Source organism: Streptomyces sp. NPDC051940 (assembly GCF_040680895.1).
Lineage (GTDB): Bacteria > Actinomycetota > Actinomycetes > Streptomycetales > Streptomycetaceae > Streptomyces.
The window spans coordinates 1-13,401 of the sequence record NZ_JBFAXR010000071.1; the positions used below are offsets into that span (position 1 = coordinate 1).

The window sequence follows — 13,401 nt, forward strand, 5'->3', positions numbered from 1 at the left end:
GTCCCGAGGGTCGCCGCCTCGCGGTCGCCGCCCGCCGGGCCGGCCGCCGGCGCGGCGGAACCGCGCCCCGGGGCCTTCCCGTTGATCAGGACGCCCGCGACCAGCGCGGCCAGCAGCATGACGCCGGCGGAGATCCAGGTGGCCACGGAGTAGCCGTGCACCGTCGCCTGCGCCATCGCGGCCTTGACCTGCGCCCCCTGCCGGGACGGGTCGACCCGGTGGTCGGTGAGCCAGTCGCTGGTCACACCGGCCGCGATGGTGTTGAGCAGCGCGGTGCCGACCGAACCGCCCACCTGCTGCATGGTGTTGAGGGTGGCGGAGGCCGCGCCCTGCTCGTGCGGGGCGACGCGGCCGGTGGCCGTGGCGATGGCCGCCATGAACGTGGTGCCCAGGCCGAGGCCCATCAGGGTGATCCCGGGCAGGACATGGCTGGCGTAGCCGGTGTCGACGTCCATCGAGGCCAGGAAGGCCAGACCGCCGGCGGCCACCGTCAGGCCCGGCACGATCAGCGCCCGCGGGGCGACCTTCTGCAGCAGCCGCGCCGAGATCTGCGTGGAACCGACGATCATGGCGGCGGTCATCGGCAGGTACGCCACGCCGGTCTTCAGCGGCGACCAGGCCTTGATGCCCTGGAGGTAGTACGTCAGGAACAGGAAGACGCCGAACATGGAGATGGTGACCAGGGCCATCGTCAGATAGGCGCCCGCGCGCTGGCGGTCCTTGACGATGTGCAGGGGCAGCAGCGGGGTGCGGGCGCGGGTCTGCCACAGGGCGAAGACGCCGAGCAGCGCCACGCCGCCGATCAGCAGGGCCAGCACGAGGGCGTCGCCCCAGTCGCGGGACTCGGCCTCGCTGAAGCCGTACACGATGGACAGCACGCCCGCGGTGGCCAGGACCGCGCCGCGGAGGTCCAGCTCGGCGCTGGACCGGCGGCCCGCGTCCTTGAGCAGCGCGATCGCGCCGAACACGGCGACGAGGGCGACGGGGGCGTTGACGTACAGGCACCAGCGCCAGTCCAGGTACTGGGTGAGGAAGCCGCCGACCAGCATCCCGATGGCGCTGCCCGCGCCGGCGATGGCGCCGAACACGCCGAACGCCTTGCCGCGTTCACGCGGGTCGGAGAACGTCGTGGTCAGCAGCGACAGCGCGGCGGGTGCCAGCAGTGCGGCGAACACGCCCTGCAGCGCCCGGGCGGCGAAGAGCATGCCGGGGCCGGTGGCCGCGCCGCCGAGGGCGGAGGCCGCGGCGAAACCGATCAGACCGATGATGAAGCTGCGCCGCCGCCCGAACAGGTCACCGAGACGCCCGCCGAGCAGCAGCAGGCCGCCGAAGGCGAGGGTGTAGGCGGTGATGGCCCACTGCCGGTTGCCGTCGGTCATGCCGAGGTCCTGCTGGGCGGACGGCAGGGCGATGTTGACGATGGTCATGTCCAGCACGACGATCAGCTGGGCGAGCGCGATGACCACCAGCCCCCACCAGCGGCGGGGGTCCGGGGGCGGCGCGTCCTCCGTCTTGTCCAGGGACATGGCGGCGCCGACGGGGTGTTCGGGGTGGCTGGGGGGCTGGGCTGTGTCGGCCATGGACGGCCTTCCTCGACTCGGGGTGCGGCGTGCGCCGCCCGGAGAGTCCCGGGCGGCGCCCTGTCGAACACGAGACGCCGGCCACCCCGATCCTGTGACATGGCCGCGGTGTGACGTGGGCCACGGGCTCGGCGTCAGCTCCCGGCGGGCAGGACGGCCAGCGCGTCGATCTCCACGAGCAGTTCGGGGCGGACGAAGCCGGCGACCTGGACCGCCGAGCTCGCGGGCGGGTTCGCGGTGTCGATCCACTCGTCGCGGACGCGGCGCACGGCGGGCATGGCCGCGACGTCCGTGACGAAGATGTTCAGCTTGACGACGTCGGCGAAGGTCGCGCCCTGAACGCCCAGCGCCTTGTTGAGGTTGCGGAAGACCTGCCGGGTCTGCGCCTCGGCGTCGCCCTCCCCGACCACGCGGCCCGCCGCGTCCAGCGCGATCTGCCCGGAGACGACGACCAGCTCCCCGCGGGTGCGCACGGCGTGCCGGTAGCCGTTGGTCGGCGGCAGGGTGACGCGGGACAGGAAGCGGCGCAGCGCCGTGTCGAACGCCTCCGGACGTTCCAGGTTCGGCATATGGGCGGCGCCCTCGATCAGCGCCAGCTCCGCGTCGGGGATCAGGTCGTGCATCAGCTCCGCGTCGGCGACCGGGGTGTACGGGTCCTCGACACCGGTGACGACGAGCGCCGGCACGCCGAGGCCGCGCAGCGTGTCGCGGTAGTCGGGGCGGTCCGCCCGGGCCCGGTGCGCCAGTACGGCGCCCCGCACCGGGGCGCCGTGCATCATGCCGCGGACGTGGGCGGCGACCTCGGGCAGGTCCTTGACGTTGGCGGGCGCGACCATCCGGTCCAGCACCTCGTCCGACCACGGGCCCATGCCCTCGCGCTCCAGCCGGTCCGCCATGCCCAGGCGGCGCGCCCGGGTCTCGGGCGTCTCCGCGCCCGGGAAGGTGTCGGCGAGCACGACGCCCAGCAGGCGCCCGGGGAACAGCCGGCAGAAGTCCATCACGATCTGCCCGCCCATCGACAGCCCGCCGACGACGGCCCGTTCGATGCCCAGATGGTCCAGGAGGGCGGCGAGATCGCGGGCGTAGTCGGAGAACTCCCCGACCGTGCCGCCGCTGCCGCCGAAGCCGCGCAGGTCGGGGGTGAGGACGCGGTAGCCCTCCGCCGCGAACTTCGCGGCCTGCGGCGCCCACATGGAGCGGTCGAAGGGGTGGCCGTGCACCAGCAGCAGCGGATCGCCGGTGCCCTGGTCGTCGTACTCGACGGTGATGCCGTTCACGTGTGCGGTTGCCATAGGCCGATCGTAAGACCGCGGGGAAATCGCTTGACACCGTCTTCGCGGTCCCGGAAGCCTGACCGTCCATGCGACAGGACGAGATCTGGGACGAGGACGCGGCCCGGCGTTACGACACCACCGGCAGCGGCATGTTCGCGCCCGAGGCTCTCGACCCGGCGGTGGACCGGCTGGCCGAACTCGCCGACGGCGGGGCCGCGCTGGAGTTCGCGATCGGCACGGGGCGGGTGGCCGTCCCGCTCGCCGCCCGCGGCGTGCCCGTCGCCGGCATCGAGCTCTCGAAGCCGATGGTCGAGCAGTTGCGCACCAAGGTGGACGAGTCGACGATCCCCGTGATCGTGGGTGACATGGCGACGGCCACCGCCCCGGGCACGTACGGCCTCGTCTTCCTGGTCTACAACACCATCTCGAACCTCCTCACCCAGGCCGAGCAGGTCGCCTGCTTCCGCAACGCCGCCCGCCACCTCTCCCCCGGCGGCCGCTTCGTGATCGAGCTCTGGGTGCCCGAGCTGCGCCAGCTCCCGCCGGGCCGCAAGGCCACCGTCTGGGACTCCGTCCCGGGCTACATGGGCGTGGACACCTACGACGTCCTCAACCAGCACGTGGTCTCCCACCACTTCACCTTCGACGACACCCGCCAGGCGCGTCTGGACCGCAGCCCGCACCGCTACATCTGGCCGGCGGAGCTGGACCTGATGGGCCAGCTGGCGGGCTTCGAGCTGGAGAGCCGGCACGCGGACTGGACGGGCGCCGAGTTCACGGCGGAGTCCCGCAGCCACGTCTCGGTGTACCGCCTCCCGGCGGCCGGGTGACCCCACCCGGGGCCGGCGGGTGAGGCGCGTCGGCCGCCAGGCGGATCAACCGGGCCGTCCACGCGGTACGTGGCATCATCACGAGCGGGTCGTCCCGGGCCCGGGGAGCGGTCGGACGCCGGCCGGCGCCCCAGGCCGGGCAGGAGGAGGTGCTCGTGGCAGAGAAGAAGACCGGCGCGGGGTCGGCGGTGCCCAAGAAGCTCTACGAGCGGGAGCTGCTGCGGCTGCAGGTGGAGCTCGTCAAACTGCAGGAGTGGGTACGGTCCGAGGGCGAGCGGCTGGTCGTCGTGTTCGAGGGGCGGGACGCCGCCGGCAAGGGCGGCGCCATCAAGCGGGTCACCGAGCACCTCAACCCCCGTGCCGCCCGCATCGTGGCGCTGCCCGCGCCCACCGAACGGCAGCGCGGCCAGTGGTACTTCCAGCGGTACGTGGAGCAGCTGCCGGCCGCCGGGGAGATCACGCTGTTCGACCGCTCCTGGTACAACCGGGCCGGTGTGGAGCACGTGATGGGCTTCTGCACCAAGGAGGAGCACGCGCGCTTCCTGCACCAGTGCCCGATCTTCGAGCGGATGCTGGCCGAGGACGGCGTCATGCTGCGCAAGTACTGGTTCTCCGTCAGCGACGACGTGCAGGAGCAGCGCTTCCGCGCCCGGCTGGAGGACCCCACACGGCGCTGGAAGCTGTCCCCGATGGACCTGGAGTCGCTGACGCGCTGGGAGGAGTACTCGCGGGCCAAGGACGAGATGTTCGTGCACACCGACATCCCGGAGGCGCCCTGGTACGTCGTGGAGAGCGACGACAAGCGCAGCGCCCGGCTCAACATGATCGCGCATCTGCTGTCGACGGTCCCGTACCACGAGGTGGAACCGCCCGTGCTGGAGTTCCCGCCGCGTCCGCCGCGCACCGGCTACGAGCGCCCGCCGCGGGCCATGCAGACGTACGTCCCCGACCACGCCGCGACGCTGGCGTGACCCCCAGGCCCACGCTCGTCGTGGTCAGCGGCCCGCCGGCCGCGGGGAAGACGACCCTCGCCCACGCGCTCGCCCGTGCCATCGGCTGTCCCGCCGTCTGCCGCGACGAGATCAAGGAGGGCATGGTGCACGCGACGCCGGGCTTCGTCGCCGGGCCCGGTGACGCGCTCACGCGGCGGACGCTGCCCACGTTCTTCGCGGTCCTGGAGGTCCTCGCCCGGGCCGGGGTCACGACGGTCGCCGAAGCCGCCTTCCAGGACCGCCTCTGGCGTCCCGGACTGGAGCCCCTGAAGGACCTGGTCTCGCTGCGCGTCGTGCACTGCGTGGTCGACGCCCGGGTGGCACTGGAGCGGACCCGCAGCCGGCTCGAGGACAATCCGCTGCGCCGGGCCCACGCCGACGCCCCGCCCGCCGACGCCGCCGCGCACGAGCGCGCCTACCGGGCGTTCGACCGCGTGTCGGTCGACGCGCCCTGGATCGAGGTCGACACCACGGACGGCTACCGGCCGGGCCTGGCGGAGATCGTGGCCTTCGTCGACGGCGGGTAGGCGCGCGACACTTCGGGTAAGTCGATTGCCCCGCCCCGGCGTAGAGGGAGTGTGAGGCAGCTGGAGTTCAGGGATTTCTACCGCGCCGACCGGGACGCGTGCCTGCGGGCCGTGCTCGCGGGCACCGGCGACCGGCAACTGGCCGAGGACCTCGTCGCCGAGGCGTTCACCCGCGCCTGGGTGGCCTGGCCGAAGGTCAGCCGGCACCCGGCGCCGCGCGCCTGGGTCGTGCGTACGGCCTTCAACACCCGGATCTCGTGGTGGCGCAGGCGGCGGCGTGAGATCGCCGTGGACGGCGTACCGGATGTCCCCGCCGCGCCGGGCGGCGACGACGCCGTGGACCCCGGGCTGCTCTCCGCGCTGCGCCGACTGCCCCAGCGGCAACGGGAGGTGATCGCCTACCGGGTCTTCCTCGACCTGGACACCGAGGCGACCGCCGCGGCGCTCGGGATCGCCCCGGGCACCGTGACCGCCCATCTGTCGCGGGCGATCGCCACGCTGCGCGGCCAACTCGTGCATGCGGAATCCCCGGAGGAAGGCCGATGAACCAGCAGGATCTCGACGTACTGGACGCCCTCAGGAGCTCACTCGACGACGTCACGTCCGACACACCCGTGCAGCAGATCGAGGCGGCGGGCCGGGCGCGCCGGAACAGGCGGCGGATGGCCGGAACGGGGGTGGTCGTCGCCGCGGCCGCCGGGCTCGTGCTCAGCGCGCAGGGTGTCGGCAACCCGTCCACGGCCCCGCCGTCCGCCGGCGGGGCCGCGGTGCACGTCCGCACCGCGGCGTACAGCGTGGACACCCGGGCCGACGGCACGGTGCACGTGACGACCTTCGGCAAGGAGGCGTACTTCGCGGACCACGAGGGGCTCGAAGCGACGCTGCGCGAGGCCGGGTTCCCGGTGCTGATCAAGGTGGGTGAGTTCTGCAAGGGCCCCGGTGACGGAGAGCTCGACCCGAGCGGCGTCGGGCCCGGGGTGCGGGACGTGATGAAGGGCGAGGAGGGTGAGGACGGCAAGGTCACCTTCGTGTTCACGCCGTCGGCGATGCCGGCGGACACCCAGCTGTTCATCGGCTTCCTCGACGAGGCCCAACTGGCCGAGGTGAACGGCAATCCCGGCTCGATCGAGCGGCTCGTACCCACGGACGAACCGCTGCAGTGCACGACCGACACCCCGCCGGCGCACGTGCGGCCGTAGCGCGCGGCCGCGGCCGGCCAGGGCGCCAGCCCGGGGCGGCCGCGGTCCGGCCGGCCAGGGGCATCCGATACGGTCTGGGTGTGACCGAAGACATGCACACGCAGTTCGAGCGGGGCACCGACGGCCCCAAGGTGATCGTCACCGGTGTCGACGGATCCGACTCCTCCTGGCGCGCGGCCGCGTACGCCGCGGGCCTGGCCCGTCGGCAGAACGCCCTGCTCGCCATCGTGTACGTCCAGCCGCCGCTGGCCGGCGCGGCGGCGTTCGGCGCGCCGGTCGCGGACGCGACCGAGGAGGTCGCCCAGGAGCTCGCCGACGAGATCCGCCGCACGGCGGAGCAGCTGCGCGGGGTCTTCGAGGTGCGGTGGGAGTTCCACACGCTGCACGGCGACCCGTATCTGGGCCTGGTCCAGGCGGCGGACGACCTGAAGGCGGACGCGGTGATCGTGGGCGCTTCGGAGCAGGCGGGGCACCGGATCGTCGGCTCGGTGGCGGTCCGGCTGGTGAAGGCGGGGCGCTGGCCGGTCACGGTGGTGCCGTAACACCGGGCGCCGGCCTGTCACGGTCGTGGCGCGGAGGCACCGGGTGCCATCCGTGTCCGCCGTGTCGCGCCCCGGGGCGCGGTGCGGCACCGTGGGAGGCATGACCAACCACACCTATCGCGTCACGGAGATCGTCGGCTCGTCGCCCGAGGGCATCGACGCGGCCATCCGGAACGGCATCGCCCGCGCCGGCCAGACCCTGCGCAACCTCGACTGGTTCGAGGTCACCCAGATCCGCGGCCAGCTGGACGGCGGATCGGTGGAGCACTGGCAGGTGGGCCTGAAGGTGGGCTTCCGCCTGGAGGAGGCGGAGGACTGACACCCTCCCGCCGGGAACACCGGCCCGCGGAGGACTGACACCCTCCCCCTCCCGCCGGGAACACCGGCCCGCGGTCCCTCTGCGGGCCGGCTTCACCGGATGCCTCCGATGATGCCCTGGCGTTCACGCTGGGGAGGAATCGGACCCCTGCGGGGCAGGGCGGGGAATGGCGATTCGCCGTTAGGCGGATCGCCGTTGTCAGTGCCGGCGGATACGTTGCTTGGATGACGACAGTGCAGCAGGCCAAGGATGCCGGGTATGCCCGGTATACCTACCGGCTGCGGGTGTCGTCTGCCGCCCACATGGGGTTGTGTGGCGAGTGGGACCGTTGCCGGTGGGTGTGGAACGAGTGTGTCGCCCGCTCGAAGAAGGCCCATAGGGACGGGGAGTTGTGCGGTCCGGCTCGGCTCGACAGGATGCTGACCGACGCCCGTGCCCGAACGCCGTGGCTGGCGGAGGGCTCCTCGGTGCCGCAGCAGCAGGTGGTCCGCGACTTCGGCAGGTCGCGGGCGAAGGCGCTGAAGGACGTCAAGAATCGGGTTGCGCAACGGCGGCGGGCAGGGATGCCCCGGTTCAAGATGAAGCGGGAGGCGCGCCCGTCGCTCAACTACACCCGGCGCGGCTTCCGCCTCCATGACCGTCGGCTGCATCTGGCGGGCGGGATCGTGTTGAGCGTGGTGTGGTCCCGTCAGCTGCCTGCCGAGCCCTCTTCGGTGCGCGTCTACCAGGACAGCCTCGGGCACTGGTACGCGAGTTTCGTGGTGCCCGCCCAGGTGGAAGCGCTGCCCGCCACGGGCCGCAGCATCGGTATCGACTGGGGAGTGAGGGAAACCGCGACCACCACCAGCGATGCGCATGACCTTCCCCACGCCGAGCACGGCAAGAGCGCCGCCCAGCGCCTCGCCCGCTACCAGCGCATGATGGCCCGCAGAAAGCCCGCCCGGGGTCGGGCCGCGTCCAAGGGCTACCGCGCCGCCAAGACCAAGACGGCGCAGCTGCACGCGAAGGTGACCCGTCAGCGGACCGACACCGCCCGCAAGTGGGCCAAGCGGGTTGTCCGCGACCATGACGCGGTGGCGGTGGAGGACTTCCGGCCGAAGTTCCTCGCCAAGACGACGATGGCGCGCAAAGCCGCCGACGCGGCGATCGGCGCCACCAAACAGGCCCTGATCGAGATGGGCCGCAAGCACGGACGGGACATCCGCCTAGTGCATCCCGCGCACACCACCATGGACTGCGCGGCGTGCGGAGCGAGAACCAAGCACGCACTCCCTCTTTCCGAACGTACCTACACCTGCACCGCGTGCGGAGCCGTCTCGCCCAGGGACAAGAACTCTGCCCGCGTGATGCTGGTCCGGGCTGGTCTCAACCCGGCTGGTGCCGAGGGCGCAAGACCTCCACGAGCGCTGCTCGCGAAGGCAGCCTGAGCCAGGAATCCCCTCCCACCAGGGAGGGGAGGATGTCAACGTGCGTCGATCACCATCAGCGCCGTGTGCAGCGACGTACGGGACTCCGCGGAGTCGAGGGACACGCCCAGGATGCGCTCGATGGTGCGCAGGCGCGCGTAGAGCGTGGGGCGGCTCAGGCCCGACGCGCGGGCCGTGTGGGTCTTCGAGCCCGCGCAGTCCAGATGCGTGCGCAGCAGCGGCAGCAGGCTGTCGCCGGTGCGGGTGTCGTGGTCGAGCAGGCGGCCCAGCTCCGTCTCCGCGAACGTCTGCAGCCGGTGGTCGTCGCGCAGCAGCGCGACCAGGCCGCGCAGCCGCAGGTCCGTGGAGCGGTAGAGGCGGTTCGCCCCGGGCATGGTCAGTCCGACCTCGGCGACGTGTTCCGCCTCGGCCAGCCCCCGCGCCGAGGCCAGCAGCCCGGCGGACGCCGGCGCGGTGCCGGCGACCCAGCCGTCCGTGCCGCCGCGTCCGCTGAGCCGCTCGCGCAGTCCGGCGGCGACGACGCCGAGCGCGTGGTCGGCGCCCTTGGGCGGGCAGGAGATCAGCGCCGAGACGGTGCCCTCGCGGCGGATGGAGGCGATGACCGTGCCGCCGGAGGCGGCCACCGACTGCCGTACGGCGGCGAGCAGCCGGCGGTCGGCCTCGCCCTGGCTCAGGGCGTCGGTGCCGGGGCGGCGCGGCAGGCGCACGGACAGCGGCGCGTAGCCGCTGCCGGGGGTCAGGCCCAGCGCGGTCGCCCGGGCCAGGGCCTCGGACTCCTCGCCGATCCGGCCGCTGAGCAGGTCGTCGAGGAGCCCGCCGAGGGCCTGGACGACGAGCGCGTCCCGCTCCCGCTGGATCATGCGGTGCAGCTGCAGGGACTGCGCGGCGCGCTCCAGGACCGTACGGGCCCGTCGTACGTCGGGGGTGCGGGCGGGCAGCACGAGACGGCCCCACCGCTCGGAGCCGACGCCGACGGGGACGGCCGTCCAGGCGGAGTCGTCGGCCGTGACGTCGTGCAGGCGGGAGCGCTCGGCCCACTGGTACAGCAGGTCGGCGGTGGAGGTGTCCAGCGCGCTGAAGGCCAGCACGTGCCGGCTGACGTCCTCCAGGACGAGGGAGGCGCCCAGGGTCTGGGCGGCGCGCGTGACGATGTCGGTGGTGGAGGCGCGGGCGAGGTCGAGGGAGGTGAAGACCTCGTGGGTGGTGCGGGCGAACTCCACCTCCTCGTACTGGTCGGCGACGATCAGCCGGTGCACCTGCTGGGTGACCTCGACGAAGCGGATCCGGCTGGCGAGCGTCACCACGGGCAGCGCGAGCGAGTCGGCGAGGGCGCCCAGGTGCGCGGGCAGCGCGGTGAGCTGGCCGCCCAGCTCGATCACCAGCCCCGCCGCCTGCTGCGCGGCCAGCATGGTCAGGTACGCCTCCGCCCGGTCGGCGCCGCCGGCCAGCGGGCTGCCGGTGGTCAGCACGAGCTCGCCACCCTGCAGCAGGTCGGTGAGGTCCGTGAGGTCGCTGATGTGCACCCAGCGCACGGTCCGGTCGAGATGGTCGTGGCCGCCGATGACCGTGGGCCGGCCGGCGGCGACGACGGACAGCTGGAGGACTTCGCGGATGCTGGGCTGCATTGACACATCGTAAAGATGACCGGCCCGATCTGAACAGTCTGTCGGTCCGGGCTCTGGAAGTCTCACCTCGGGCGGGCGACCGAGGTCCCGCCCGGAGCGCCGGTATCGCGACGCGCTCCGTGTGACGAAGCGAGGGTGAGGATTGTCGTGTCGAGCAGCGACCTGACGCGCGTGGGCCACTGGGTCAACAACAAGGCGTTCCCCGGTACGAGCGGCCGTGCCGCCGCGGTGACGAACCCGGCGACCGGCGCGGTGTCGCGCGAGGTGGCGCTGGCGCACGTGGCGGACGCCCGTACCGTCATCGAGGCGGCCGCGGCGGCGTTCCCGGCGTGGCGCGACACCTCGCTGGCCAAGCGCACCGCGATCGTGTTCCGCTTCCGTGAGCTGCTCAACGAGCGCAAGGACGAGCTGGCGGCGATCATCACGAGCGAGCACGGCAAGGTGCTCTCCGACGCGCTGGGCGAGGTGACCCGCGGCCAGGAGGTCGTGGAGTTCGCCTGCGGCATCCCGCACCTGCTCAAGGGCGGCTTCTCCGGGAACGCCTCCACCGAGGTGGACGTCTTCTCGACCCGTCAGCCGCTCGGCGTGGTCGGCATCATCGCCCCGTTCAACTTCCCGGCCATGGTGCCGATGTGGTTCTTCCCGATCGCGATCGCCTCCGGCAACACCGTGGTGCTCAAGCCCAGCGAGAAGGCGCCGTCGGCGGCGCTGTGGCTGGCCGAGCTGTGGGCCGAGGCCGGGCTGCCGGCGGGCGTGTTCAACGTGTTGCAGGGCGACAAGGCGGCCGTCGACGAGCTGCTCTCCCACCGCTCCGTGAAGGGCGTCAGCTTCGTCGGATCGACCCCGATCGCCGAGTACGTCTACGCCACCGGCACGGCCCACGGCAAGCGCGTCCAGGCGCTGGGCGGCGCGAAGAACCACGCCGTGATCCTGCCCGACGCCGATCTGGACCTGGCGGCGGACGCGATGGTCAACGCCGGGTTCGGCTCGGCGGGCGAGCGCTGCATGGCGATCTCGGCCGTGGTGGCCGTCGGCGGCGTCGCCGACGAGCTGATCGCGAAGATCTCCGAGCGGGCGAAGAAGATCCGCACCGGCGACGGCACCCGCGGCTGCGACATGGGCCCGCTGGTGACCGCCGCGCACCGCGACAAGGTCGCCTCCTACGTCGACAAGGCCGAGCAGGAGGGCGCGACCCTGGTGCTCGACGGCCGCGAGGTCGAGGCCGACGGCGGCAAGGACGGCTTCTGGCTCGGCCCGACGATCATCGACAACGTCACCACCGAGATGAGCTGCTACCGCGACGAGATCTTCGGCCCGGTGCTGTCCGTGCTGCGGGTGGAGTCGTACGAGGACGCCCTGGAGCTGATCAACTCCAACCCGTACGGCAACGGCACGGCCATCTTCACCAACGACGGCGGCGCCGCGCGCCGCTTCCACAACGAGGTCGAGGTCGGCATGGTCGGCATCAACGTGCCGATCCCGGTGCCGATGGCGTACTACAGCTTCGGCGGCTGGAAGAACTCGCTGTTCGGCGACACGCACGCGCACGGCACCGAGGGCGTGCACTTCTTCACCCGCGGCAAGGTCGTCACCACCCGCTGGCAGGACCCCAGCCACGGCGGCCTGAACCTCGGTTTCCCGCAGACCACGGCGTGACGGAGCCCGCTGCCATGACTCTCATCCCCACCGAGCCGGACCTCAGCGGCGTCGCCCGCACCTACGAGCTCGACCGCAAGCACGTCTTCCACTCCTGGTCCGCCCAGGCCGAGCTGAACCCGATGGTCATCACCCGGGCCGAGGGCAGCTACGTCTGGGACGGCCAGGGCAACCGGCTGCTGGACTTCTCCTCCCAGCTGGTGAACACCAACATCGGCCACCAGCACCCGTACGTCGTCGAGGCGATCGCCGCCCAGGCGCGCACGCTGGCGACCGTCGCGCCGCAGCACGCCAACGACCAGCGCTCCGAGGCGGCGCGGCTGATCACCGAGCGCGCCCCGGGCGAGCTGAACAAGGTGTTCTTCACCAACGGCGGCGCCGACGCCAACGAGCACGCGGTACGCATGGCCCGGCTCACCACCGGCCGGCCCAAGGTCCTCTCGCGCTACCGCTCGTACCACGGCGGCACCGAGACGGCGATCAACCTGACCGGCGACCCGCGCCGCTGGGCGAACGACAAGGGCGACGCGGGCGTCGTCCACTTCTTCGGCCCGTACCTCTACCGCAGCCACTTCCACGCCACGACCGAGGCCGAGGAGTGTGCGCGCGCGCTCGCCCATCTGGAGCAGGTCATCCAGCTGGAGGGGCCGCAGACGATCGCGGCCGTGCTGCTGGAGGCCATCCCGGGGACCGCCGGGATCATGATCCCGCCGCCGGGGTATCTGCGCGGGGTGCGGGAGCTGTGCGACCGGTACGGGATCGTGTTCATCGTCGACGAGGTGATGACGGGCTTCGGGCGCACCGGCTCGTGGTTCTTCTGCGCAGAGGAGGGCGTGGAGCCCGATCTGCTGACCTTCGCCAAGGGCGTCAACTCCGGCTACGTACCGCTCGGCGGCGTGGTCATCAGCGACCGGATCGCGCAGGAGTTCGCGCACCGCCCGTACCCGGGCGGGCTGACGTACTCCGGCCACCCGCTGGCGTGCGCGGCGGCCGTCGCCGCTATCACGGTGATGGAGCGCGACGGGATCGTCGAGAACGCCCGGCGGATCGGCGAGGAGGTGTTCGCCCCCGAGCTGGCGGCGCTCGCCGCGCGGCACCCCAGTGTGGGCGAGGTCCGCGGGCGGGGCGTGTTCTGGGCGGTGGAGCTGGTCGCCGACCGCGAGACCCGTGAGCCGGTGGCGCCGACCGGCGGCACCAGCCAGGTGATGGCGGCGGCGGTGGGCGCCTGCAAGGAGCTGGGTCTGCTGCCGTTCGCCAACTCCAACCGCCTGCACCTCGTGCCGCCGTGCATCGTCACCGAGGCGGAGGCCCGGGAGGGGCTGGGGATCGTCGAGAAGGTGCTGAGCCGGGTGGACGAGCTGGTGAAGTGACGACGCGGTGGTGAAGTGACCCGCGCGACAAGGGCGCCGGTGCCCGACAAGGGCACCGGC

At 72.6% G+C, this 13,401-nt stretch carries 13 protein-coding genes; 10 read left to right on the forward strand and 3 right to left on the reverse strand.

Annotation, left to right across the window (positions count from 1 at the left end; translation table 11 throughout):
• Together AB0M28_RS24950 and AB0M28_RS24955 are read right to left on the reverse strand one after the other, a co-directional pair.
• A partial coding sequence (locus AB0M28_RS24950) for an MFS transporter (RefSeq protein WP_365409133.1) occupies window positions 1–1,526 on the reverse strand: 1,526 nt, incomplete at its 3' end.
• A 188-nt stretch (window positions 1,527–1,714) separates the two neighbouring features.
• On the reverse strand, window positions 1,715–2,872 hold the full coding sequence (locus AB0M28_RS24955; RefSeq protein ID WP_365409019.1) for an alpha/beta fold hydrolase: 1,158 nt from the start codon (window positions 2,870–2,872) through the stop codon (window positions 1,715–1,717).
• 68 nt (window positions 2,873–2,940) lie between these two features.
• Between AB0M28_RS24955 and AB0M28_RS24960 the strand changes: the two genes are divergently transcribed.
• The 8 genes from AB0M28_RS24960 (at window position 2,941) to AB0M28_RS24995 (ending at window position 8,690) form a co-directional block, all read left to right on the forward strand.
• On the forward strand, window positions 2,941–3,684 hold the full coding sequence (locus AB0M28_RS24960) for a class I SAM-dependent methyltransferase (protein ID WP_365409022.1): 744 nt from the start codon (window positions 2,941–2,943) through the stop codon (window positions 3,682–3,684).
• A gap of 155 nt (window positions 3,685–3,839) precedes the next feature.
• On the forward strand, window positions 3,840–4,655 hold the full coding sequence (gene ppk2 / locus AB0M28_RS24965) for a polyphosphate kinase 2 (protein ID WP_365409025.1): 816 nt from the start codon (window positions 3,840–3,842) through the stop codon (window positions 4,653–4,655).
• Window positions 4,652–5,203 carry an AAA family ATPase gene (locus AB0M28_RS24970; RefSeq protein WP_365409028.1) on the forward strand — a complete coding sequence of 184 codons (552 nt, stop codon included), beginning with the start codon at window positions 4,652–4,654 and terminating at the stop codon, window positions 5,201–5,203. Before ppk2 ends, AB0M28_RS24970 begins: the two co-directional genes overlap by 4 nt.
• A 51-nt stretch (window positions 5,204–5,254) precedes the next feature.
• Entirely contained in the window at window positions 5,255–5,749 is a 495-nt protein-coding gene (locus AB0M28_RS24975) for a sigma-70 family RNA polymerase sigma factor (RefSeq protein WP_365409031.1), read from the forward strand.
• Window positions 5,746–6,402, forward strand: a complete 657-nt coding sequence (locus AB0M28_RS24980; RefSeq protein WP_365409034.1) for a hypothetical protein — start codon at window positions 5,746–5,748, stop codon at window positions 6,400–6,402. The genes AB0M28_RS24975 and AB0M28_RS24980 overlap by 4 nt, the downstream gene beginning before the upstream one ends.
• A 92-nt stretch (window positions 6,403–6,494) precedes the next feature.
• Window positions 6,495–6,944 carry a universal stress protein gene (locus tag AB0M28_RS24985; RefSeq protein WP_365409136.1) on the forward strand — a complete coding sequence of 150 codons (450 nt, stop codon included), beginning with the start codon at window positions 6,495–6,497 and terminating at the stop codon, window positions 6,942–6,944.
• Between the two features lie 100 nt (window positions 6,945–7,044).
• On the forward strand, window positions 7,045–7,263 hold the full coding sequence (locus AB0M28_RS24990) for a dodecin (protein WP_365409037.1): 219 nt from the start codon (window positions 7,045–7,047) through the stop codon (window positions 7,261–7,263).
• Window positions 7,264–7,487: 224 nt separating this feature from the next.
• Window positions 7,488–8,690: a transposase gene (locus AB0M28_RS24995; RefSeq protein WP_365409040.1), complete on the forward strand. Its 1,203-nt coding sequence runs from the start codon at window positions 7,488–7,490 to the stop codon at window positions 8,688–8,690.
• Between the two features lie 35 nt (window positions 8,691–8,725).
• Here the strand turns inward: AB0M28_RS24995 and AB0M28_RS25000 are convergent, their stop codons facing one another.
• A complete protein-coding gene (locus AB0M28_RS25000; protein WP_365409043.1) occupies window positions 8,726–10,315 on the reverse strand; it encodes a PucR family transcriptional regulator in 1,590 nt (529 codons plus the stop codon).
• A gap of 147 nt (window positions 10,316–10,462) precedes the next feature.
• On the opposite strand from AB0M28_RS25000, the gene AB0M28_RS25005 reads away from it, so the two are divergent.
• Both AB0M28_RS25005 and AB0M28_RS25010 read left to right on the forward strand, forming a co-directional pair.
• Window positions 10,463–11,971, forward strand: coding sequence for a CoA-acylating methylmalonate-semialdehyde dehydrogenase (locus AB0M28_RS25005; protein ID WP_365409046.1), 1,509 nt, complete (start codon window positions 10,463–10,465; stop codon window positions 11,969–11,971).
• A gap of 14 nt (window positions 11,972–11,985) precedes the next feature.
• Window positions 11,986–13,341, forward strand: coding sequence for an aspartate aminotransferase family protein (locus AB0M28_RS25010; protein WP_365409049.1), 1,356 nt, complete (start codon window positions 11,986–11,988; stop codon window positions 13,339–13,341).
• Window positions 13,342–13,401 lie beyond the last annotated feature (60 nt).